Origin of the sequence: Candidatus Avelusimicrobium sp., from assembly GCF_051874775.1 — a bacterium.
GTDB lineage: Bacteria > Elusimicrobiota > Elusimicrobia > Elusimicrobiales > Elusimicrobiaceae > Avelusimicrobium.
The window spans coordinates 1-23,697 of sequence record NZ_JBJEGE010000003.1 but is presented as its reverse complement, the minus strand read 5'-3'; the positions used below and the strand labels follow the sequence as shown (position 1 = coordinate 23,697).

The window sequence follows — 23,697 nt, the reverse complement described above, 5'->3', positions numbered from 1 at the left end:
TTAAAACTCAAAGGAATTGACGGGGACCCGCACAAGCGGTGGAGCATGTGGTTTAATTCGAAGCAACGCGAAGAACCTTACCAGGTCTTGACATCGATCTAAAAGGGATAGAGATATCCTCATAGCTATAGAGAAGACAGGTGGTGCATGGTTGTCGTCAGCTCGTGTCGTGAGATGTTGGGTTAAGTCCCGCAACGAGCGCAACCCCTATCCTATGTTACCAGCGGGTAATGCCGGGGACTCATAGGAGACTGCCAAGGACAACTTGGAGGAAGGCGGGGATGACGTCAAGTCATCATGCCCCTTATGTCTTGGGCTACACACGTACTACAATGGTCGGCAACAGAGGGAAGCGAAGCCGCGAGGCAGAGCAAACCCCAGAAACTCGATCTCAGTTCGGATCGCAGGCTGCAACCCGCCTGCGTGAAGTCGGAATCGCTAGTAATCGCAGGTCAGCATACTGCGGTGAATACGTTCCCGGGCCTTGTACACACCGCCCGTCACACCACGAAAGTTAATTGCAACAGAAGTATCAGGGACGTCCTGGTCCTAAGTTGTGATTAGTAATTGGGGTGAAGTCGTAACAAGGTAGCCGTACCGGAAGGTGCGGCTGGATCACCTCCTTTATTCTATTTCTTTAGAGATAGAATAGGTCGGTAGTCTTAGCTGGTGCGCTTAAGCGCTATCCGTTTCAAGTCGGCCACTCGCACATAGACAGTTATAGAGCTTAGGCTCTTTGAAAGTTTTTAAATAGCTTGGGCTCGTAGCTCAGCTGGTTAGAGCGCACGCTTGATAAGCGTGAGGTCGAAGGTTCAATTCCTTCCGGGCCCACAGCAACTTATGAAAAGGGGCTGTAGCTCAGTTGGGAGAGCGCCTGCTTTGCAAGCAGGAGGTCGTCGGTTCGATCCCGATCAGCTCCAAATTTAACTGTCGAGAATATATGTTGCGTCAAATTTGTAGTTCTTTGAAAATCAGATAACTTATACTCAATCGTCTCTTGTAAGACTCCGGAAGTCAAACTTGTAAAATATAATAAGGTTGGCGGGCAGCAAAGAGAATGAAAGTATATTTTAGAAAAGCCAAGCGTTTGTATGTTCTAAATGTGATATGAATATACTTACACTTACACAATTAAGCGATGAGAACACAATTAACTGAAAAGTTAATGGTTATCATACTAGAAAAATATAGATAGCAATATCTAGCATTTGAAATGACCATTTATAATAGATGGACGAAAGTCTGTCGGATTAAAGAATATGGTCAAGCTACAAGGGTGTATGGTGAATGCCTTGGTGCCAGAAGTCGATGAAAGACGTGATAAGCTGCGATAAGCCGCGGGTAGGAGCAAATATCCTGTGATCCGCGGATTTCTGAATGGGGGAACCCCTGCGGGTGAGAGCTCGCAGATCATCACTTGAAGGCTGAGTCTTCGGACTTGGAGATAGGGTGATAGAAGACAACGTAGGGAAGTGAAACATCTCAGTACCTACAGGAAAAGAAATCAAAGAGATTCCCTGAGTAGTGGCGAGCGAAACGGGAATAGCCTAAACCAGCCCCCGCACTGTGTGCATCAGTGTGGTGCATAGAGTGCGTGGGTTGGGGTTGCAGGGCTTGCTCGTGTTAGACACAAAGAGTTACCAAGCAGCAGGTTAGTTGAACGGTCTGGAAAGTCCGGCCATAGAGGGTGACAGCCCCTTAAACGAAAACCTAGTTGCCTCTTAGCAAGTACCTAAGTACCACTGGTCACGTGCAATCCGGTGGGAATCCGGGGAGACCACTCTCCAAGGCTAAATACTCTCTGGCAACCGATAGTGAACCAGTACCGCGAGGGAAAGGCGAAAAGAACCCCGAGAGGGGAGTGAAATAGAACCTGAAACCGTACATCTACAAGCTATTGTAGCACTATGCCCGCAAGGGAATGTGCGACAGTGTGCCTGTTGAAGAATGATCCAGCGAGTTAATGTGCCGAGCAAGGTTAAGGGCTGAAGAGGTCCGAAGCCGTAGTGAAAGCGAGCCCGAATAGGGCGTTTAGTTCGTCATATTAGACCCGAAGCCAAGTGATCTAACCCTGTCCAGGCTGAAGTTCGCGTAACAGTGAATGGAGGGCCGGAGTGTTAAACGTTGAAAAGTTTCTACATGAGGTGGGGTTAGGGGTGAAAGGCCAATCGAACTTGGTGATAGCTGGTTCTCCTCGAAATAGCTTTAGGGCTAGCGTCGTAATTTAACCCGCGGGGGTAGAGCACTGGTTGATGTAGGGGAAGCGACCCTTCTTCCGAATTCAGTCAAACTCCGAATACCGCGGCGGACATTACGGCAGTCAGTTCGTGAGGGATAAGCTTCACGTGCGAAAGGGAAACAGCCCAGACCGTCAATTTAGGTCCCAAAATGTATGCTAAGTGGTAAAGGATGTGGATTTACTTAAACAGCTAGGAGGTTGGCTTAGAAGCAGCCACCCTTTGAAGAGTGCGTAATAGCTCACTAGTCGAGTGAATCTGCGCCGAAGATGACTCGGGGCTAAGCATACTACCGAAATTACGGATTGTACATTGGTTCGCCTTTGTACAGTGGTAGGGGAGCGTTATTGGCAGCTGCGAAGGTATACCGTAAGGAGTGCTGGAGCGCCAATAAGTGAGAATGCTGGAATGAGTAGCGACAAGGAAGGTGAGAATCCTTCCCGCCGAAAATCTAAGGTTTCCTTGAGCAACGTTCGTCGGCTCAGGGTCAGTCGGGCCTAAGCTCAGGCCGAAAGGCGTAGGCGAAGGACATCAGGTTAATATTCCTGAACTATAGTAAGTGCGTCATAACTTAGGGAGGGACGCAGGAGAGTAAACCATCTGGCTATATGCCAGTTCAAGGCCGTAGGCATCTTCGGATAGGCAAATCCGTCCGGAGGCTAAGCTGAAAACCGAGTACGAGTAACCGAAAGGTTGCGAAGTGGTCCAATCACGCTGCCTAGAAAAACTTCGTAGGGAGTGCTTACTATAACCGTACCGTAAACCGACACAGGTGGATGGGGTGAAAATCCTAAGGCGCGCGAGATAACCATCGTCAAGGAACTAGGCAAACTAGCTCCGTAACTTCGGAAGAAGGAGTGCCCGAGTATTGGTGTAGCAATACATTGAGAAAGGGTCGCAGTGAATTGGGCTTCGTGACTGTTTAACAAAAACTTAGGGCTCTGCTGAAATCTCAAGATGATGTATAGGGCCTGATGCCTGCCCGGTGCCGGAAGGTCAAGGGGAGTGGTTAGCCGCAAGGCGAAGCTGCGAACTTAAGCCCCGGTAAACGGCGGCGGTAACTATAACCGTCCTAAGGTAGCGAAATTCCTTGTCGGGTAAGTTCCGACCTGCACGAATGGCATAACAAAGAAGCCGCTGTCTCGACGGTGGGCTCGGCGAAATTGTGGTTCAAGTGAAGACGCTTGATGCATGCAACAAGACGAAAAGACCCTATGGAGCTTTACTGTAGCTTGTTATTGACTTACGGTTTACAATACGTAGGATAGCTGGGAGGCTTTGAAACATCCCTTGAGGGGGGTGTGGAGCCAACGGTGAAATACCAGCTTTTGTGGATTGTGATTCTAACCTATTACCCGTGAATCCGGGTTGGGGACAGTGGCAGGTGGGCAGTTTGACTGGGGCGGTCGCCTCCTAAAGAGTAACGGAGGCGTTCTAAGGTTCCTTCAGGCCGAATAGAAATCGGCCATTGAGCGCAAAGGTAGAAAGGAGCTTGACTGTGAGGACGACGGTCCGAACAGGTGCGAAAGCAGGACTTAGTGATCCGGTGGTCCCTCGTGGGAGGGCCATCGCTCAACGGACAAAAGCTACCCTGGGGATAACAGGCTGATCGGGCCCAAGAGTTCACATCGACGGCTCGGTTTGGCACCTCGATGTCGGCTCATCACATCCTCCCGCTGAAGCAGGTGGGAAGGGTTGGGCTGTTCGCCCATTAAAGTGGTACGTGAGCTGGGTTCAGTACGTCGTGAGACAGTACGGTCTCTATCTGTTGTATGCGCAGGAAACTTGAGAGGAGTTGTCCATAGTACGAGAGGGCCTGGATGAACGAACCTCCTGTATATCAGTTGTTTGTAAACAAGCATAGCTGATTAGCGGTGTTCGGTAGGGATAAACGCTGAAAGCATATAAGCGTGAAACCCGCCTCAAGATAAGGTTTCCCTGGTAGATTAACTACCCAGAAGACCCCCGGAAGACTACCGGGTTGATAGGCAGAGTGTGTAAGCACAGTAATGTGTTCAGCTAATCTGTACTAATAGGTCGTGAGGCTTGGCCATATTCTTTAATCCTGATAGATTAAGAAATAAGTGTAATTAAACACTTGTGCTTTTCTAAGTTATCTGACGTTGGAAGTAATCGATGACCCGTTAATACCGGCGAGAAGGATTCCAACGCTGAAAGGAACAGGTCGTAAAACAGGTTCCTTTTCAAATTTGTTCTTTTAAAAAGGCTAGAATGAGAGTGATAATAATTCCGACGAGGCCACACCCGTTCCCATTCCGAACACGGCAGTTAAGCTCGTAAGGGTCGATGGTATTGGCGCCCAATTCGGCGCTGAGAGAGTAGATCGTTGTCGCTCTCATCCTAGCCTTTTTAATTGGTTAATTTACCCCGCTTAGGCGGGGTTTTTCGTTTTATATCCTCTAACTATTTTCTTGGTAACGGGCCTCTCTCCAGTCAGTATTGGCAAGGTGTTCTTTTATAAATACGGTACACCCCCTCCGTGCTTTGCCTTGGGGGTTTCATTGATCGGGATGCGTCAACCTATTACTTATAGTATGGTTTTCAAGAGAAAACATACATGAGCTTTTTATTTTCTTTTCTACTGTCTTGGTATGGTGCGGAGAAAAGCGCAGCAAATAAAAAACTGTATGTTGTTTTATTTTGCAAGGGATTTTCTCTTCAGCGGCAACTTTTTGTTTTATACTAAGAGTACAAGAAAGGCTCTCCGTTCTTTATCCCCTAGAGTATTGATGAAAGAAAATTCCGGGATTTACCCGAGAATAAATGCAAATTCCGTTCAAAGAAAATGAAGTGTCCTTTTTTTCTTCGTTAGCGGTAAGTAAAATCAGAAGAAGCTGGGATGTCGGAGCAAAAGAAACCAGAGAGTTTATAATCTGCGGTGGATCATAGCCGGTAGCCTGTGGAAGAGCAGAAAGGCCGCTCTAAAATCGTAGATTTTTCTTTGTAGTTGGCGTGCCTAAATAGCAAGGCTGTTTAAAACTTGCGAAGCGTAAAAACCACGGGCTTTCACCCGTGGTAGTTTACATTAGAAGAAGGTAGGCTGTTGCCTCTCGTTTCTGTTTTTTATGGCATTTTATAATAATGCACGGTATCTCCGGATTGAATCATTTGGGTGGCTCCCATTACTTTTTGACAAAAATTTCCCGCTGTCTGAGGAAAAATAATTCCACCTCCTCTAACTTGTTCTACGCAATAGATAATATCTGGTGCCGCTCCCCAACCATCGGGCCGATTATCCCACTGTCCGAAAAAATAAGCAAATCCGGTCCCTTGATAGTCTCCCGTTAATCTGCCTATATATAACACAGGGAGAAGCCTTGAGTTATAAACCATCAATTGTAATTGTACAGACCAGTCTCGTGTAGATCGGGTATCTTGTAGACCGATTTTCCAAGCGGTAGAGCCATTCCAAGGAATTTGAATGTCTAAATCGTCTAAGGAAGAGGCCCACTCTCCGTTAGCCATATAATAGGTGTGATAGGCAGAAGCAATAGATTTGAGCATAACCAGCCCTTGCGTGGCGCGGCTTTTTGCAACTGCTTTAGTATATTGGGGTAAAGCTATTGCACCTAAAATGCCGATAATTAAAACTACTACCAATACTTCAATCAAGGTAAAACCACGTTTCTTGTAGTGGTCCAAAACATAGAAATAGAGTGTTTTCATCAATCCCTCTCATCCGATTAGCCCTATATAAAAAACGGCCGTTATACAGGGTCTCAAACAGGGATCCCCCAATATAATAGCCGTGGCTTATCGTTAGACGATAAACACTTGGCACAAAGTCAAGGGCTCATGACTTCCCCGGAATTTGTGCCTAAAACGACTATATTTGGCCTGTTTGAGAGTAATTAACTATCCCGTATGCTTATGCATACGGCTCAAATATAGTGAAATTGTAAATTTGTGCGCTTTCTGCGCGCGGCTTCTTCTTCCTCCTGCAAATTGATATAGGGGTATTATACAAAAAAACAAGAAGAATAAGAGACTTTGGGCCGCCAGAAGATTGTTGTGGCTGTGGTCCTTTGTGAATAGGAATTAACTCTCTTTTCCTTTTTGTTGGGAGGAGTCGGCGTATTTATATGGAAAAGTCAAAAATTTGTTGGTGTTTATAGGCATATTTTAACGGGTTATCTTGTAATCGGAGGTGGAATGTACTATGATGTAAAATGGAGTATAGGGAGGGACGGAAAATGGACCTTGTAAGCGGTGTAATTATTGGTTTGCTTGTAGTGCTTATTGTGTTGCAATTTATGAGATATAAACAGTCGGATATTGGAGCAATTATATCACTGTTAAAACAAACGTCCGAAGAACAGCGCGATGTCGTACAAAAACAGATTTCCAGCGGAGCTACGGAACAGTTTGAACGCTTTAGTGTTATTCAGAAAAGTATTCAGGATACCCTGTCGACGAATCGGGAGGCAGCCAATCGCCAACTGGGCGAGTTTCAAGTTCAGGTAGATACGAAATTAACCTCCATTCAAAAAGCGGGTACGGACAGCAATGAGCAAATTGGCCGAACCGTAACGACAGCGTTGCAAAAGAGCCGTGAGGAACAAAATAATCACCTGCACACTTTTGGGGAACAAGTTGAAGGGCGTCTTTTGTCTCTCCAACGGGCGAACGCCGAAAATATTGAAAAGATTACCGCCGCGCTGGCACAGAAAATGAAGGAGTTGCAGGAAAGCAACGAAAAACGGTTGGAACAGATACAAGGCGTGGTCGATGAAAAATTACAAAAAACACTGGAAACGCGGCTGGCACAATCGTTTGAATTAGTCAGCAAGCAACTGGAAAGTGTCGGCCAAGGCCTTGGAGAGATGAGGGCACTGGCGGCAGACGCGAAATTGCTGAAAAACGCGCTGACCAATGTAAAAGACCGCGGTACTTATGGCGAGGTCCGTTTGGAGAAGCTCCTTTCCGATATTCTGGCCCCCGGCCAATATGAAACGAATGTGGAAATCGCTAACGGCAAACGGGTGGAATTTGCGGTCCACCTCCCCGGGAAAGGAGAAGATCCTCTTCTTTTACCGATTGACAGCAAATTTCCGATTGAAGATTATAACCGCTTGCTTGAAGCGGAAGAAAAACAAGCTATTGATGAGGCTCGCCGTTCGCTGACTGTTAAAATCCGCAGTTTTGCAAAAGATATTCACGACAAATATATCGTTCCTCCTAAAACTACCGATTTTGCATTGATGTTCCTGCCTACGGAAGGGCTTTACGCCGAAGTGGTGCAAAATGCGGTTTTGTTCGAAGAACTCCGTGATAAATATAAGGTTACTGCCGTCGGGGCGACAACGCTTTCCGCATTTTTGGCCTCGTTGCAAATGGGGTTTAAAACACTGGCCATTGAGCAGCGCTCCGAGGAAGTGTGGAATACCCTTCGCGCCGTAAAGGCGGAATTTGTTCATTTTGGCACAATGCTTGATAAAGCCCATAAGCAGCTTCAAACCGCCGATAAAACACTTACGGATATTGTTGGCAAGCGTACAAGGGCTATTAACCGTACGCTGCGCAGTGTAGAAGAACTGACCGATCCCAAAGCTCAACTGTTTTTGGAGGCTGAACAAGATTCGGAAGAGGAAATCTCCAACGAGTAATCAAGATTCTCTGTGCATTAGCAGGACTTTTGTTTCGCCGTATATTCCGTTTGGCAGGCCAAGCGGGTAGTTTGCCATATTATATGTTGGTCAAATGCCGGATATTTCCTCTTGTTTTTGGGTTAAAAATTGCTATACTAATAGTTATTCTTCCCTTATAAAAGAGGTGTGGCGTATGTATCGTTTTTTTCTTTGTTTATTTTTATGTGGAGTTTCTTTGTCGGCTTTGGCTGATCCGTGGGGAGTATCGGATGGTAACTCCTTTAAAGATAAGAAGCCAAAGAAGACGCTTTCTGCGTTGATTTCCAAGACGCTTCTTCCCCAATTGCTTGCGCGGCAGGAACCTTTGCGCTACTGTGTGGAAGGGGCGCCGAATCCGGAGGAGTATGCTTCTTTATTGGAACAAGCGTATACTTCGTGGTTTACTTCCACCGCACAGATAATCCGGAAAGCAAACAGAACTGAAGAATTTGCCGATTTGCTGCCTTTTTTGGAAAAACCACTTCTATTTAAACGCCAAGCCTGTTCCGAAAATAAGATAGTGAATGATTTGTTCCATCCTTACGTGGAAGATGACTTTGTTGAAAAAAATTTTTCTGCGCGCCGCGAGCAGTTTCGTCTGATTATTGTTCCGCCGGAGGCCATAGGATATGCCTGTCGGTCGGAAGAATATGACTATGCCGAAGCGGTGGCTTGCGCGGTATTGCCGGAGTTCGCGGGATCGTATATCGTGCTTATGTCGCAGGATAAAAATTCAAAGCCCGCCCAATGGTCTTCCTCTCTGTTGCACGAACTGGGGCACACGTTAGGTATGGGGGACGGATATGCGTTGGGGGTGTCATACAATAGCCCGTTTTTTGGCACGCACCCCCGAAAGGACACGCTAATGGGAACGGCTTCCGTTCAAAAAATTTCGTGTGATGAGGCGGATGCAATGGTCGTTTTTGCCGACAGCGTTTCCGTAGCGGGCAAGCCTGCGCGTACCGGTCAGACGGCGCGCCGCTTCCAAAGTTTCTGTACTGAAGATCCGATTTGGTATGAAGACGGCCGCCCACAGAACCGGTCCGCCCGTTACACAGGCAACAACCACCGTTTTTTGTATACCTCGTTTGAGCCCGATGGACGGGTAAAACAGTTTTTAGAGTATATGCCGCAGGCAAGTGGGTTTGTCGATTCTTTCCGTTTGACTGAAACATTTCCCACGCAATCTTATTCCATCGGTTCGATGAAGTATTATCCGGCGCAAGACGGCCGAATCTTTGTGGCGGAAGAATCAGAGGACAACTCCTATAAACGTATTTTTACGTTGCGCGGAAAACATTTACTGGGGCAGACGTTTTTGACTCGCTTCTCTAAGGATGCGGTGCACTCCTCTACCGTATTAAATATGGGGAGCGGGAAAAAGAGCTTGGTGCGCATAGAGGATATCTTTCGCGTTACTAACCACGATCCATATTATTTCGTCTATATGCTATTTACCGGAGAAGTAAAGAACGGTAAAATAAAACATATTTCGGCGCGGACAGTATATGCATTGAGAGATTGGATGATTGTCAGCTTGATTGAGCCGGACGTCGAGGCTACGAATATATTGCTGATAGCAAAAAACGGCAGCAGCCAAGGACAAAAGATACGAGTGTATCAGAGTAACTGGATGGATGAATTTTTATCCGGCGGCAGCTTTGTTTTCGGTGAGGAAGGATGGGAGAAAAAAGGGGAGTTGTCCGAACGCGATAAAAAAGACATGGAGAATATCGCTTCCGATTCGGTGAAGCAGATGCGTTATATTCTAAGTTCGGCGGCTGGTGGGGCGGAAGCTGCACAGGGCGGAAATGCGGATGTCCGGCCAGTTTCATCCAAACAGATTTACGCTTGGCTGGAAAATGCTGTAAAACTGTATTCGGAGATGGAGTCGGCGGTAAAACATCATTTGGATGATAGTCCGTTTTCTTCCGACAAGTATAATTTCAGTGCGGAGCTGAAAACCTATTTCCGGCCTTCTTTTCCGATACAAGGTATAAAGAAACGAAGGCACAGGGAATAACCGTTTACAAACGCCCCGAAGTTGCAGGGGCGTTTTTGTATGTTCTGTAAAAGAGAGTACGGCTGAAACAGAGCACTTTATTTTTTTCCTAAAGGCTTGTTTAGAAAAAGATAGGCAAACGGGAGATGTTTGAGTGTGCGTTTAAAGGCGTCATAGCAGTTGCGCGTATGGCGCAAAAATAGCACGTGCCAGATGCAGCACCGTATATTTAGATTGCGGCGCTTGGCATATTCGGTTACAAAAGATTCTAACACTTTATCATCTTCAAACGGATGCATCAAATTGCTGACGGAAAACCACAGGCAGATAGGTTTCTTCTGTATGTGAAAACGGTTGATATCCACCAGCATAAACGTGTATGATCCGTTTGCCTTGCGGTATAAGATATTGCCCGGGGTGTAGTCTCGGTGCATTAGGCCGGCTTGATGCAATCTGGAGGTGTATTCAGCTAAAGCCTTAATCAGTTCCGGAATGTTTTCCGCGCGTCTGATAGGGGTAAAGTCTTGTACTTGTTCGCTGATAAAATATGAGTAATTAATCAGTCCTGCCTTGCGTTCAATAACGTATCCGAAAGGCTGCGGCGTATGAAAGCCGCGTTTAAGGATTTCCTGTGCATTTAAAAAGGTCGTTTTTGCCTTGGGCGTGCGCCAGCCTAGCGAATACAAAATGCGGTTAAAAATGGGAGGAATACAAAATTTTTTGACGTTGATTTCTTGGCCTTCCAATTCATATACGCGGATTTGGTTGCGTGCGTTGTGGATAATGCGTCCGTGTTGGGGAAAAGATTCCGGTAATTGTTGGATAAAGTTGTCGGGCAGGCGCACGGTTGGAGTTTGGTAGATTTCGCGAGTATAAAATTTCTCAGCAGACATAGCACTTCTCCTTTGTCATCACCGGTGGGGCGTAGTAATGTTTCTGAAATTAGTATAGCATATTTTACCTACCGGTAGGTAAAAACGGGTATAAATATCTTAAAAAAATAAACACATCCGATTGTTTTAGGGTGCAGATTTTGTTATAATAAAAACAAGAGCCGCGGATAAAACGTTTGCAAAATGGCTTGCAATAGGCGGCTTTTATTGATAAAATAAAATAGAAGTACTTAACCCGATTTTTAACGAGAACCATAATTCCGCCGACGGTAAAACGTGGGAAAGGGATTTGTGGCTGTCGTTTTCTCTGCTTAAAAAGCAGGAAAAACGGCGCGGTTTTCGTTTTAAAACAGGCAATAAAATGAACCTGACAAAAGACCAAAAGAAACAAAAGTCGCAAGACTTAGCTTCTGAAATTACTGCCGCCGGCACCTTGTTCTTCACTGCCTATCAAGGTTTGAAGTTCGTGGATATGGCCGCGCTCCGCGCGCAGTTGGTTCCCACCGGTGCGAAATTCCGCGTGGAACGCAACGCAATCGTGGAACACGCCATTCGCCAAGCCAATGTGGAAGGGGCTGATTCCAAGCTCTTCCAAGGGCCTACGGCGATTGCGGTTGGCGGAGATATTGCCGCCGTAGCCAAAACGTTGGTGGACTTTCAGAAAAAGTTTGCGGCTTTGAAGCTTCGCGCTTGTTATTCGGACGGCGTGTGGTACAACGAAGAACAGGTAAAACAATTGGCTACCATCGGTACCAAAGAAGAAAACCTGTCCAAGTTGGCCGGCGTGCTGTACAGCACGGTTGCCCAGTCCGCGCAAGTGTTGCAAGCTCCGATACGGGATTTTGCTTACGTCATCAAAGCTTTGGAAGAAAAACAAGGCAAATAATGACGCGCGCGCCTTTTGGCTGCGCATTGGAGAACTGTCGGGCTTTGGCTGGCGGACTCGCCAGCGGAGCGATTTTGGATTTTTGCAGGCGTGATTTTCATTTTATTTGCGACGCAGCGTAGTGGTAATTACGTAAGGAGCAAAAAAATGAAAATCCGCCCAAAAATACAAAATAGTGCGGGCGGAATAAACGTCCGGTACGCCGGTTGTTTTCCAACGGGTAAAATCTAAACCCGCCAAGAGCGGTAGTAGCCCCTAACGGGATAAATGTACGGGCCTAAACACGGTTTAGGCAGAAGGCAGCTACTCTATAAGAAATTAAGGAAAAAAATAAAATGGCTAAATTGACTCAAGAAGAATTAGTTAACGCTATTGCTGAACTCACCGTTCTGGAACTTTCCGAACTCGTGAAAGCTATCGAAGAAAAATTCGGCGTAAAAGCCGCTGCTCCGGCCGTGGCTGTTGCCGCTGCCGCTGCTCCGGCCGCTGCTGCCGCTGAAGAAAAAGACGAATTCAACGTCGTGTTGACCGCTGTTGACGCCGCCAAAAAGATCAGCGTAATTAAAGTAGTTCGCGAAATCACCGGTTTGGGCTTGAAAGAAGCTAAAGACCTTGTAGAAGGCGCCCCCAAAGCCGTGAAAGAAAACGTTGCCAAAGCTGAAGCTGAAGAACTCAAAAAGAAAATCACCGAAGCCGGCGGCACCGTCGAACTCAAATAGTTCAACCGATGAATTATTAATCCCAATTCCCCGTGTAAACGGGGATTGGGATTACGTGCCCTTAAAAAGGCGCAACGACGGACCGATATTTTGGCCGCGAGTGCGTGCGGCAAAAATGTCCGCCCGTTGATACCGCAGGAAGAATAAGAAATGATTGAAAAACAAACAAATTTCGGCAAAATTTCCACCAAACTTCCCTTACCCGATTTGCTCGATATGCAAAAACAGTCCTTTGTGGATTTTTTGCAGCTCGATGTGCCTCCCGCCAAGCGTGAATTAAAAGGCTTGCAAGCCGCTTTTGAAGACGTTTTTCCGATTGAAGCTCCTGACGGGAGTATGAGACTAGAATTTTTAAAATATGAATTGGGCGCGCCTCGTTATGCTACTCCGGCGGAAGCCACCGTGCGCGACAGCACTTACTCTGCTCCTTTAAAAGCGATGATGCGTCTATATGTAAAACAGAAAAACGGCAAAATGAAAGAAGCGTCCGATCAAGATGTTACCCTTTGCGACTTGCCGCTTATGACCGACGCCGGCTGTTTTGTGTTTAACGGTGCGGAACGCGTGGTCGTCAGCCAGATGCACCGTTCTCCGGGAATCATTTTTGAAGAGGATGAAGAAAAGAAACAGTCTACTTTTGGTAAACGCCTCTACGTTGCCCGCATTATTCCTTATCGCGGCGCGTGGATTGAATTTTCGTTTGATTTGATGAACGCTTTGTGGGTTCGCATTGACCGTAAGAAAAAAGTGCTGGCCTCCACGTTTCTTCGCGCTTGCGGTTTGGAAACCAACGCACAGATTATCCAAACGTTTTACAAATGCGAAGATATCGAAATAAAACCTTCCAACATTGATACTGTCATCGGTCGTTACGCCGCGGATGATATTTACGATCCGGCTACGGGCGAAGTGCTGTGGAACTTAGATGATAAAGCCGCGCTGCCGATTGACGATAAACTCTTTAAAACGCTTGTTGAAAAGAACGTTAAAACCATTAAAGTAATTTCCGGCAAACCGCGTCAGGATGATCCCGGTATTTTGGCCACCTTGGAACACCGCAAGGATTCCATTCGTACTGTGGCCGAAGCGCAAGCCGAAATTTATAAAAAGATGAGAGGACAGGATTTCGTTGTAAAAGAACAAGCCGAAACTTTCCTTGATAATTTGGTTTTTGACAACATCCGCAGATATGATTTGAGCTTTGTCGGCCGCTACAAAATCAACAAAAAATTTGCGAAGATGTTTGATTTAATCAGCCAATTCAAATTCAAAAAATTCACTACTCCGGCGGAAACTCGCCGCACCTTGGCGCCGGAAGACGTCATCGTTACGGTGAAATATCTGCTAGCTTTGAACGCCGGTGAAGATGCGCAAAAAATGTACGGTGACGGTTTTACCTTTAAAATCGATGATATTGACCACTTGGGTAACCGCCGCGTGCGCGGTATCGGCGAGTTACTGGAAAACCAGATTCGTATCGGTCTTTCCCAGATGGCGAAAACTGCGCGTGACCGTATGAACCGCGAACTAACCTCCTTGACGCCCCGCGCGCTTGTCAATGCGCAGCCCGTACAGGCGATTATCCGCAAATTCTTCGGAACTTCGCAGCTTTCCCAGTTTATGGACCAAATTAACCCTTTGGGCGAACTGACGCATAAGCGCCGTCTGTCCGCTTTAGGTCCGGGGGGACTCAATAGAAAACGTGCCGGATTCGAAGTGCGTGACGTACACTATACGCACTACGGCCGCGTATGCCCTATTGAAACTCCAGAAGGTCCGAACATCGGTTTAATTACCTCTTTAGCGTGTTACTCTAAAGTAAATAAATACGGTTTAATTGAAACGCCGTACCGCAAAGTGGTAAACGGTAAAGTAACCGACACTATTGAAAAGTTAACCGCTGACGCGGAGGACGATAAATTTGTGGCGCAGGCCAATACTCCGACCACTAAAGACGGCAAACTGGATACTGACTTGGTCGCCTGCCGCGTCCGATCCGACTATCCGATGGTCGCTCCGAAAAACGTCGACTATATGGACGTTTCTCCGCTACAAGTTATCAGCGTATCTGCGGCACTTATTCCTTTCTTGGAACACGATGACGCAAACCGTGCATTGATGGGTTGTAATATGCAACGTCAGGGTGTGCCGCTCCTCATGCCGGAAGCTCCTTATGTAGGCACCGGTATTGAACACGAAGTTGCCCGTGACTCCGGCACCGCTATGGTTGCTAAGCGCGCTGGCCGCGTTCAGTTTGCCGATGCGAGCAAAATCATCATTGAAACCAAAGACGGGACCGATGTATATGATTTGCTGAAATATAAACGCTCTAACTCTGATACGTGTATCAACCAGCATCCGATTGTCAAAACCGGCGACAACGTGAAAGCCCGTCAAGTCATTGCGGACGGTCCGTCTATGGACAACGGTTATTTGGCCTTGGGCCGCAATATGCTCGTGGGCTTTATGTGCTGGGAAGGGTATAACTACGAAGACGCCATTTTGGTATCTTCCCGCCTCGTCAAAGACGACGTGTTTACCTCCATCCACTTGCACGAATTTACGGTGGACGCCCGCAACACCAAACTCGGCGCGGAAGAAATTACGCGCGATATTCCGAACATCGGTGCGGAGGCCTTGTCTCACTTGGACAACGACGGGATTGTTCTTCCTGCCACGGTGGTGGAACCCGGCGATATCTTAGTCGGTAAAGTAACGCCTAAAGGTGAACAGCAGTTGACTCCGGAAGAAAGACTGTTGAAAGTAATCTTCGGTAAGAAAGCCGATGACGTGGTGGACGCCTCCTTGCGCGTTCCCCCCGGCACCAGCGGTAAAATTTTGGGGACCCGTGTATTTGTACGCAAAGAAAAGCTGTCCAAAGCCGAAGAAAAAGCCAGACTTAAAGCGTTAGAAAACGAAAAGAATTCTACAATGGATCTTTTGAGGGAACAAAAGAAACGCGCTTTGGACAATGCTAAAGAAACTATCAAGAAAGACGCCGCTTTAAAAGCCGAAGAAAAACGCATTAACGATTTGTATAAGTTAATGGAAAAGAAAGCGGTGGAACACTACGAACGTGAAATTGAGTTCTCCAAACAGGGCGATGAACTTGCCGTGACGGTGAATAAATCCGTTAAAGTATACATTGCCTCTAAACGTAAATTGCACGTGGGCGACAAGATGTCCGGCCGCCACGGGAACAAAGGTGTGGTGGCGCGTATTCTGCCGGAAGAAGATATGCCGTTTCTACCGGACGGTACGCCGCTTGATATTGTGTTGTCTCCTTTGGGTATTCCTTCCCGTATGAACATCGGCCAGCTTTTGGAAACGATGCTTGGCTGGGCTGCGCACTATCTGCACTACAATGCCGCGACTCCGGTCTTTGACGGCCCGAGCGAAGCGGAAGTAGTGGAACAGGTGCGTTTGGCCAAAGAGAAAATTTTGGATGACAAAGGTCTTACCGGTAAAGCGCGCGAAGAATACGCGGCTAAGTACTTGCCGGACGATTATTGCCGCATTACACTTTATGACGGCAGAACCGGCGAACCCTTTGAAGAAAAAGTGACAGTTGGTTATATGTATATGATGAAACTGATTCACTTGGTGGAAGATAAAGTACACTCCCGCTCCACGGGTCCTTACAGTATGATTACGCGCCAGCCTTTGGGCGGTAAAGCCCAATTTGGCGGCCAGCGCTTCGGGGAAATGGAAGTGTGGGCTATGGAAGGCTACGGTGCGACGTATACGCTGCAGGAATTCCTGACGGTGAAATCCGACGATTTCGTCGGCCGAACCAAGATGTATGAATCCATCGTCAAAGGCGAAGCTCCCACGCAGCCCGGTGTGCCGGAATCTTTCAAGGTGCTTGTGAAAGAACTCCAAGCGTTGGGTCTTAGCGTAGATTTACTCAAGAAGGTAGAGGGCGGCGCGGAAGCGCCGTCCGCCTCCGAAGAAAAAACGGAGGCCAAAGCCGAGGCTGAAGAAGCCGGAGCCGCCAACTAAGCCGGGGATTTAAAAATGCAAACGAAAAAAGTTAAACAATTAAACGAATTAAATTTCTTTGACTTTGACGCCATTAAATTGGGAATTGCCAGTCCGGAACAGATTATGGCTTGGTCTTTCGGCGAGGTGAAAAAACCGGAAACCATTAACTACCGCACCTTAAAACCGGAGCGCGACGGTCTGTTCTGCGAACGTATTTTTGGTCCCACCAAAGATTATGAATGTTCCTGCGGCAAATACCGCTGGGTAAAATTCAAAGGCATTAAGTGCGACCGCTGCGGCGTAGAAATTACCGAAAGCAAAGTTCGCCGTGAACGGATGGGCCATATTGAACTTGCGGTACCCGTGGCGCACGTGTGGTTTTTGAGAAAGAACCCGTCCCGCATCGGTATTATTTTAGATATGCGCACGAGCGATTTGGAACGCGTGGTCTACTATGCCGCTTATGTGGTCATTGAAGACTGCGTGGACAGTGTTACCGGCCGCGTAGATTTCAAAAAAGGCACGCTCCTCTCCGATGTACAGGTGCGCGAAGCCCGCAAAAAACACGGCTCCCGCTTAAAAGTGGATATCGGCGCGCCTGCTATCAAAACCCTGCTTGAAGGCATCGATTTTGACAAAGAAATCCCCGCTTTGCACGAAGAATTAAAATCCACGCAGAGCGAAATGGAACGCACAAAACTCATCCGCCGCATTAAAACGATGGAAGAGTTTAAAGAAAGCGGCAACCGCCCCGAATGGATGATTTTAAGTGTATTGCCCGTCATTCCGCCGGATTTGCGTCCGCTTGTGGCACTCGACGGCGGCCGTTTTGCGGCTTCCGATCTCAATGATTTATACAGAAGAATCATTAACCGCAACAACCGCTTGAAACACATTGAATCCCTGCGCGCTCCCGAAGTAATGATTTACAATGAGAAACGCCTGCTGCAGGAAGCGGTGGACGCGCTCATTGAAAACGGCGCCCGCGGTAAATTTTTTATCGGCGCCGGCGGCAGACCGCTCAAATCTCTTTCCGATAATATTAAGGGTAAACACGGCCGTTTCCGCCAGAACTTGTTGGGTAAACGCGTGGACTATTCCGGCCGCTCTGTTATCGTGGTCGGCCCGAACTTAAAACTCCACCAGTGCGGGTTGCCGAAATTAATGGCACTGGAACTTTTCAAACCTTTTATCATCGGCGAACTAATGAAAAAAGAAGGCGTGACCCTGAAGTCCGCCAAAAAAATGTTGGAACGCGTCCGTCCGGAAATTTGGGATATTTTGGAAAAAGTAACCAAATCTCATCCGGTCATGCTCAACCGCGCGCCGACCTTGCACCGCTTGGGTATTCAGGCATTTGAACCCGTGTTGATTGAAGGTAAAGCCATTCAGCTGCATCCGCTTACCTGTGCCGCGTTCAACGCCGACTTCGACGGTGACCAGATGGCCGTGCACGTGCCGCTCTCTTTGGAAGCGCAAATGGAAGCCCGCACGTTGATGCTGGCGTCCAACAACATTTTGTCTCCCGCTTCCGGTAAACCGATTGCCTCTCCGTCCCACGATATGGTTTTGGGCGTCAGCTTTTTGACGAAAATTAAAGACGGCGATATCGGTGAAGGTGCTATCTTCGGCAGCAAAGAGGACGCACTTGTGGCTTTGGAATACGGCAAACTTTCTTACCATGCCAAAATCAAAGTGCGCGGTATTAACGCCATTCCCGAAGCCGGTTTGGATCCGAAAGACGAAAAAGATGCTTCTAAATGGAAAGATTTCACCTCTGTGGGCCGCATTATTTTCAACCAAGCGATGCCCAAAGGCTGGGAATTTATCAATAAACCCGTCGGCAAAAAGGAATTAGCCTCCTTGGTAGACGAATGCTACAAGAGCAAAAAATACGGACGTTACGAAGCCGTACAGCTCTTGGACAAGATTATGAAAATGGGCTATCACTACGCCACCGTTTCCGGCTTGTCCATCTCCATCGCCGACATGACCGTTCCGGCCGTCAAACAGAAATATATTGATGACGCCAAAAAGAAAGTGAAAGAAATTCAGGCACAGGCCGAAGCCGGTATCATTACCGAAGGTGAACGCTATAACAAAGTCATCGATATCTGGACGCGCGTTACCGACGATGTGGCTAATGAACTCTTCAAAGAAATGAAAAAATTTGAAGAAGCCAAATACGACCCGAACAATAAAGAACACAGCGGACAACGCTTTAACTCCGTCTACTTGATGGCGGACTCCGGCGCCCGCGGTTCCCGCCAGCAGGTACGCCAGCTGGCCGGTATGCGCGGTCTGATGGCGAAACCGCAGAAGAAACTAACCGGCGGTCAGGGTGAAATTATCGAAAGCCCGATTACCGCTAACTTCCGCGAAGGTCTGTCCGTTTTGGAATACTTTATTTCCACGCACGGCGGACGTAAAGGTTTGTCGGATACCGCTTTGAAAACCGCCGACGCCGGTTACTTAACCCGCCGTTTGGTGGACGTCGCCCACAACGTGGTTGTGACGGAAGAGGACTGCGGCACGCACAACGGCATTGTCGTAAAATCGTTGATGAGCGGCGAAGAAATGGTGGAGCCTATTGAAGAACGTATTTTGGGCCGCACCAGCTTGGAAAACGTCGTTGTCAAAGTGAAAAAAGCCGACGGCAGCGAAGAAGAAAAAACCATCATTAAAGAAGGCGATTTGATTACGCTCGAACAAAGCAAACTCGTCAAGAAATACGGCGTGGAATCCGTACGCATCCGCTCCGTGCTGACTTGTGAAGCTCCGTTTGGCGTGTGTGCCCGCTGCTATGGTTTATCCTTGGCCACTTCGTCCAAGAGCAACCCGGGCGATTCCGTGGGTATCATCGCTGCACAGTCTATCGGCGAACCCGGTACGCAGCTGACCTTGCGTACCTTCCACATCGGCGGTACGGCCTCCCGCGTGCTTTCCCGCAGCCAAGCGGTGGCCGAAATTGACGGTAAAGTAACGTTTAAAGATATTAAACTGATTACCAACCGCTACGATAATAAAATTTGTATTTCCAGAAACGGTTCTATCTTTGTTGAGGCCGGAAATGGTACAATAAAAGAATACAAGATTCAGTACGGCGCTTCCGTGTACACCGCGGATAAAGCGACCGTGAAAAAGGGTTCCTTGCTCGCGGAATGGGACCCGCACTCTATCCCTGTGCTGGCTGAAGTGTCCGGTACGGTCCGCCTGACGGACGTGCTGGAAGGTATCACCTTGCAGGAAGAGCGTAACAAAGTGACGGGCGTTATCGAACGCAAAATTACCGCGAGCCGCATGGGCAAGAAAAACCCGCGCATCAGCATTGAAGGCAAAGACAAGAAGATTAACTTCCCCTTGCCTATTGATACGATCCTGATGGTGGAAAACGGTGAAGACGTGGAACCCGGCGACGTGCTGGCCAAAATCGGCCGCGAAGCCGGCGGTACCAAAGACATCACCGGCGGTTTGCCCAGAATCGCGGAATTGTTCGAAGCGCGCAAACCCAGAAATCCTGCTATTATTTCGGAATTTGAAGGTATTGTGAGCTTGGAAACGTCGCCCAAAGGTTTAATTGAAGTAGTCGTACGGAATGAAGAGACCAACCAGGTCAAGCAGTACAGCATTCCGCAAGGTAAACACCTTGTAGTGTACGAAGGCGACCATGTCGGCGTGGGCGAAGCCCTTACCGACGGTGCCATCGACCCCCACGACGTGCTGCGCGTGAAGGGCGAAAAAGAAGCGCAAGAGTTCCTGTTAAACGCTATCCAAGAAGTGTACCGCTTGCAGGGCGTAACAATCAACGACAGACATATCGAGGTTATTGTCCGTCAGATGTTAGGGAACGTGAAAATTCTGGATGCGGGTGACACGCATTTCCTGAAAGGCGAAGTAATGAGCCGCGCGAGCTGGCTCCGTGAAAACGCGAAAATGAAAGCTGCCGGCAAACGGTTGGCTGATGCGGAAACAATCCTTTTGGGTATTAGTAAAGCGTCCCTCGCTTCCGAATCGTTTATATCCGCGGCGTCGTTCCAAGAAACGACTAAAGTCCTTACGGACGCCGCCATTACAGGTCAGGTAGACGAACTCGCCGGCCTGAAAGAAAATGTAATCGTAGGCCATTTGATTCCGGCGGGGACTGGTATTTCCGCCAGACAAATTGCCCGAGAGTTTGAACAAAAACGCAAAGAAACAGGAGAGAAGTAATAATGCCGACAGTAAACCAATTAGTAAAATACGGCCGCGCGAAAGAAGCTAACCGCACGAAATCGCCGGCGTTGCAGGCCTGCCCGCAAAGACGCGGCGTCTGCACCCGTGTTTATACCACGACCCCTAAAAAACCGAACTCCGCTTTAAGAAAAGTGGCGCGTGTAAAGCTTACCTCCAAGGTGGAAGTAACTGCTTACATCCCCGGCGTAGGGCACAATCTTCAGGAACACTCCATCGTGCTCGTGCGCGGGGGACGTGTGAAAGACTTGCCTGGTGTGCGTTACCACATCATCCGCGGCGCGCTCGACGCGTCCGGTGTTGAAAACAGAAAACAAGGCCGTTCTCTTTACGGTGTAAAGAGACCGAAAGCCGGAAAATAATTTTTAGGAGTTGAAATAGAATATGCCGAGAAAAGGTTTAAGACCCAGAGACAGAAGACCGCAGCCCGCGCCGGATTATAAATATAATTCCGTGCTCGTATCGCGGTTTATTAACAAACTCAATTTTGAAGGTAAAACCTCCACCGCCGAACGTGTGCTTGACGAAGCGATGGCCATCATTGCCGAAAAAACCAAAGAAAACGCCTTGGACGTTTTCACCAAATGCATTGAAAACGTGCGCCCGCTGGTGGAAGTAAAAGCCCGCCGCGTGGGCGGTGCGAACTATCAGGTTCCCACCGAAGTAAAACCTTTACGCAGCACCTCCTTAGCGATGAGATGGCTCATCGGCGCCGCGCAGAGCCGCAAAGGCCGCCCGATGGCTGAAAAATTGGCCGAAGAAATCATCTTGGGTTCCAAAAAAGAAGGCACCGCTTTCAAAAAACGCGAAGACGTGCATAAAATGGCCGAAGCCAACCGCGCTTTTGCCCACTTTAAATGGTAAACGGGAATTAAGATATGGCTGAATTCAAAACCTATCCGTTAAACAAAATCAGAAACATTGGTATTATCGCGCACATCGACGCGGGTAAAACCACCACTTCCGAACGCATCCTGTACTACACGGGCAAAGTGCACAAAATCGGCGAAACGCACGACGGCGCTTCCGTAACTGACTGGATGGAACAGGAAAGAGAAAGAGGTATTACCATCACCTCCGCCGCCATTTACTGCGTGTGGAAAGACTGCCAGCTTAACATTATTGACACTCCCGGCCACGTGGACTTTACGGCCGAAGTGGAACGTTCTTTGCGCGTGCTGGACGGCGCCGTCTGCTGCTTTGACGGCGTACAGGGCGTAGAACCCCAGTCTGAAACCGTGTGGCGTCAAGCGGATAAATACCACGTTCCCCGTATCGCTTACATCAACAAAATGGACCGCATCGGCGCGGATTTCGTCCGCTCCGCCAACTCCATTAAAGAAAAATTGGGCGGTAACGCCTGCCCGATCCAGCTGCCGATTGGCGCCGAAGATAAATTCGTCGGCGTGGTCGACCTGGTTAAAATGAAAGGTATCATCTGGGACGGCGACCACAACGGCGCCACTTTCAACGAAGTGGAAATCCCGGCCGACCTCGTGGAAGATGCCAAACTGGCGCATACGGAAATGATTGAAAAACTCGCCGATTTTGACGAAAACATTATGGAACGTTACCTCGGCGGCGAAACGGAATTTACGGTTGAAGAAATCAAAAAAGCCATCCGCAAAGGTACTTTGACGGGTAAATTCTTCCCTGTAATCTGCGGTTCTTCCTATAAAAACAAAGGCGTGCAGCCGCTTTTGGACTGCGTGAACGACTATCTTCCCTCTCCTGAAGATGTCCCCGCCGTCAAAGGAACCAACCCCAACACCGGCGAAGAAACGGAACGCAAACCTTCCAATTCCGAACCTTTCTGCGGTCTTATCTTTAAAGTACAGACCGATCCTTTCGTGGGGAAATTAAGCTTTTTCCGCATTTACTCCGGTTCTATCAAAGCCGGTGATGCTGTGTTCTTCCCGGGCAAAAACGCCACGGAAAGATTCGGCCGTATGATGCGTATGATGGCCGATAAACGCGAAGAAGTAAAAGAACTCGGCGCCGGCGAAATCGCCGCCACCGTGGCTATCAAAAACTCCCGCGTGGGCCAGACAATCTGCTCTCCCGAGCATCCAATCGTGCTTGAAAGCATTACGTTCCCGGAACCTGTAATCTCTATTGCTGTGGAACCCAAATCCAAAGCTGACGAAGAAAAAATGTCCAACGCGCTCGCCCGCCTGGCCGAAGAAGACCAGACGTTCCGCGTCCGCACCGATGAAGAAACCGGCCAGACCGTTATTTCCGGTATGGGCGAACTTCACTTGGACATCATCGTCGACCGTATGAAACGCGAATTCAACGTGCAGGCCAACGTGGGCGCTCCCCAGGTGGCCTACCGCGAAACCATTACCAAAACGGTGGAACAGGAAACCAAATTCGTTCGCCAGTCCGGGGGCCGCGGTCAGTACGGTCACGTTTTCCTGCGCTTGGAACCGCAGGAAAAAGGCAAAGGGTTCGAATTTGTCAACGAAATTACCCAGGGCCGTATTCCGAAAGAATATATTCCGGCTATTGAAAAAGGCTGCCGCGAAGCGTTGGATTCCGGCGCGTTGGCGGGGTACCCCTTGGTGGATATTAAAGTGGCCGTGTTTGACGGTTCGTTCCACGAAGTGGACTCCTCCGAAATGGCCTTTAAAATCGCCGCTTCTATGGCGCTTAAAGACGGCGCCAAAAAAGCCAATCCGGTTATCTTGGAGCCTATTATGAAAGTGGAAGTCGTGGCTCCGGAGGCCAACTTAGGCGATATTATCGGCGATTTGAGCTCCCGCCGCGGTCAAATCGGCGAAATGGGCGTGCGCGGAAACGTGCGCTATGTCCGCGCCGAAGTACCGCTGGCCGAAATGTTCGGTTACGCCACCAACGTCCGCTCCCTGTCCCAGGGCCGCGCGTCGTTTACGATGGAACCCAGCCACTACGCCGAAGTGCCGGCCAACGTCGCAAAAGCGATTGTTGAAAAACGCACTGCGGAAAAAGTGGCTGCTTAAACATTTAACTCCGCGTCCGGCAGGCCCGGACGCGGAAATTTGAATTTATCATAAGGAGTTTTACAAATGGCAAAGGAAAAATTTTCGCGCAGCAAACCGCACGTGAACGTTGGGACG

11 protein-coding genes, 2 tRNA genes and 3 rRNA genes are annotated in these 23,697 nt (G+C 48.3%); 14 read left to right on the top strand and 2 right to left on the bottom strand.

Features of this window, described 5'->3' with window-relative positions; genetic code table 11:
• The 5 genes from ACI351_RS00460 to rrf form a co-directional block, all read left to right on the top strand.
• Positions 1 to 626, top strand: a 16S ribosomal RNA gene (locus tag ACI351_RS00460); the annotation flags it as partial.
• Positions 627 to 757: 131 nt separating this feature from the next.
• Positions 758 to 831 (top strand) — tRNA-Ile (locus ACI351_RS00455).
• 16 nt (positions 832 to 847) lie between these two features.
• Positions 848 to 920, top strand: a tRNA-Ala gene (locus tag ACI351_RS00450).
• Between the two features lie 341 nt (positions 921 to 1,261).
• Positions 1,262 to 4,291: ribosomal RNA gene (locus ACI351_RS00445) — 23S ribosomal RNA — on the top strand.
• A gap of 183 nt (positions 4,292 to 4,474) precedes the next feature.
• Positions 4,475 to 4,593, top strand: a 5S ribosomal RNA gene (gene rrf / locus ACI351_RS00440).
• Positions 4,594 to 5,321: 728 nt separating this feature from the next.
• Here the strand turns inward: rrf and ACI351_RS00435 are convergent.
• On the bottom strand, positions 5,322 to 5,924 hold the full coding sequence (locus ACI351_RS00435) for a type IV pilin protein (RefSeq protein ID WP_439733291.1): 603 nt from the start codon (positions 5,922 to 5,924) through the stop codon (positions 5,322 to 5,324).
• Positions 5,925 to 6,451: 527 nt separating this feature from the next.
• Between ACI351_RS00435 and ACI351_RS00430 the strand changes: the two genes are divergently transcribed.
• Complete coding sequence (locus ACI351_RS00430; RefSeq protein WP_439733290.1) at positions 6,452 to 7,864, top strand: DNA recombination protein RmuC; 1,413 nt, start codon at positions 6,452 to 6,454, stop codon at positions 7,862 to 7,864.
• Positions 7,865 to 8,039: 175 nt separating this feature from the next.
• Positions 8,040 to 9,908: a hypothetical protein gene (locus ACI351_RS00425; protein WP_439733289.1), complete on the top strand. Its 1,869-nt coding sequence runs from the start codon at positions 8,040 to 8,042 to the stop codon at positions 9,906 to 9,908.
• Positions 9,909 to 9,985: 77 nt separating this feature from the next.
• On the opposite strand, the gene ACI351_RS00420 is transcribed toward ACI351_RS00425, so the two are convergent.
• Positions 9,986 to 10,780, bottom strand: a complete 795-nt coding sequence (locus ACI351_RS00420; protein ID WP_439733288.1) for a lipopolysaccharide kinase InaA family protein — start codon at positions 10,778 to 10,780, stop codon at positions 9,986 to 9,988.
• 361 nt (positions 10,781 to 11,141) lie between these two features.
• On the opposite strand from ACI351_RS00420, the gene rplJ reads away from it, so the two are divergent.
• The 7 genes from rplJ (at position 11,142) to fusA (ending at position 23,580) form a co-directional block, all read left to right on the top strand.
• Positions 11,142 to 11,666: a 50S ribosomal protein L10 gene (rplJ, locus tag ACI351_RS00415; RefSeq protein WP_439733287.1), complete on the top strand. Its 525-nt coding sequence runs from the start codon at positions 11,142 to 11,144 to the stop codon at positions 11,664 to 11,666.
• A 344-nt stretch (positions 11,667 to 12,010) separates the two neighbouring features.
• Complete coding sequence (gene rplL / locus ACI351_RS00410; protein WP_439733292.1) at positions 12,011 to 12,385, top strand: 50S ribosomal protein L7/L12; 375 nt, start codon at positions 12,011 to 12,013, stop codon at positions 12,383 to 12,385.
• A 150-nt stretch (positions 12,386 to 12,535) separates the two neighbouring features.
• The gene (gene rpoB, locus ACI351_RS00405) at positions 12,536 to 16,387 is read left to right on the top strand and encodes a DNA-directed RNA polymerase subunit beta (RefSeq protein ID WP_439733286.1); all 3,852 of its coding nucleotides are present in this window, start codon (positions 12,536 to 12,538) and stop codon (positions 16,385 to 16,387) included.
• A 15-nt stretch (positions 16,388 to 16,402) separates the two neighbouring features.
• Entirely contained in the window at positions 16,403 to 20,578 is a 4,176-nt protein-coding gene (gene rpoC, locus ACI351_RS00400; RefSeq protein ID WP_439733285.1) for a DNA-directed RNA polymerase subunit beta', read from the top strand.
• Between the two features lie 2 nt (positions 20,579 to 20,580).
• On the top strand, positions 20,581 to 20,961 hold the full coding sequence (gene rpsL, locus ACI351_RS00395) for a 30S ribosomal protein S12 (RefSeq protein WP_439726991.1): 381 nt from the start codon (positions 20,581 to 20,583) through the stop codon (positions 20,959 to 20,961).
• 22 nt (positions 20,962 to 20,983) lie between these two features.
• Positions 20,984 to 21,463: a 30S ribosomal protein S7 gene (gene rpsG, locus ACI351_RS00390; protein ID WP_439733284.1), complete on the top strand. Its 480-nt coding sequence runs from the start codon at positions 20,984 to 20,986 to the stop codon at positions 21,461 to 21,463.
• Positions 21,464 to 21,477: 14 nt separating this feature from the next.
• Positions 21,478 to 23,580 carry an elongation factor G gene (gene fusA / locus ACI351_RS00385; protein WP_439733283.1) on the top strand — a complete coding sequence of 701 codons (2,103 nt, stop codon included), beginning with the start codon at positions 21,478 to 21,480 and terminating at the stop codon, positions 23,578 to 23,580.
• Positions 23,581 to 23,697: the final 117 nt, after the last annotated feature.

Excerpts from the sequence above, each read along its gene's own strand:
- ACI351_RS00435 (WP_439733291.1), bottom strand. The coding sequence starts at position 5,924 with ATGAAAACACTCTATTTCTATGTTTTGGACCACTACAAGAAACGTGGT.
- ACI351_RS00430 (WP_439733290.1), top strand. The coding sequence starts at position 6,452 with ATGGACCTTGTAAGCGGTGTAATTATTGGTTTGCTTGTAGTGCTTATT.
- ACI351_RS00425 (WP_439733289.1), top strand. The coding sequence starts at position 8,040 with ATGTATCGTTTTTTTCTTTGTTTATTTTTATGTGGAGTTTCTTTGTCG.
- ACI351_RS00420 (WP_439733288.1), bottom strand. The coding sequence starts at position 10,780 with ATGTCTGCTGAGAAATTTTATACTCGCGAAATCTACCAAACTCCAACC.
- rplJ (WP_439733287.1), top strand. The coding sequence starts at position 11,142 with ATGAACCTGACAAAAGACCAAAAGAAACAAAAGTCGCAAGACTTAGCT.
- rpoB (WP_439733286.1), top strand. The coding sequence starts at position 12,536 with ATGATTGAAAAACAAACAAATTTCGGCAAAATTTCCACCAAACTTCCC.
- rpoC (WP_439733285.1), top strand. The coding sequence starts at position 16,403 with ATGCAAACGAAAAAAGTTAAACAATTAAACGAATTAAATTTCTTTGAC.
- rpsL (WP_439726991.1), top strand. The coding sequence starts at position 20,581 with ATGCCGACAGTAAACCAATTAGTAAAATACGGCCGCGCGAAAGAAGCT.
- rpsG (WP_439733284.1), top strand. The coding sequence starts at position 20,984 with ATGCCGAGAAAAGGTTTAAGACCCAGAGACAGAAGACCGCAGCCCGCG.
- fusA (WP_439733283.1), top strand. The coding sequence starts at position 21,478 with ATGGCTGAATTCAAAACCTATCCGTTAAACAAAATCAGAAACATTGGT.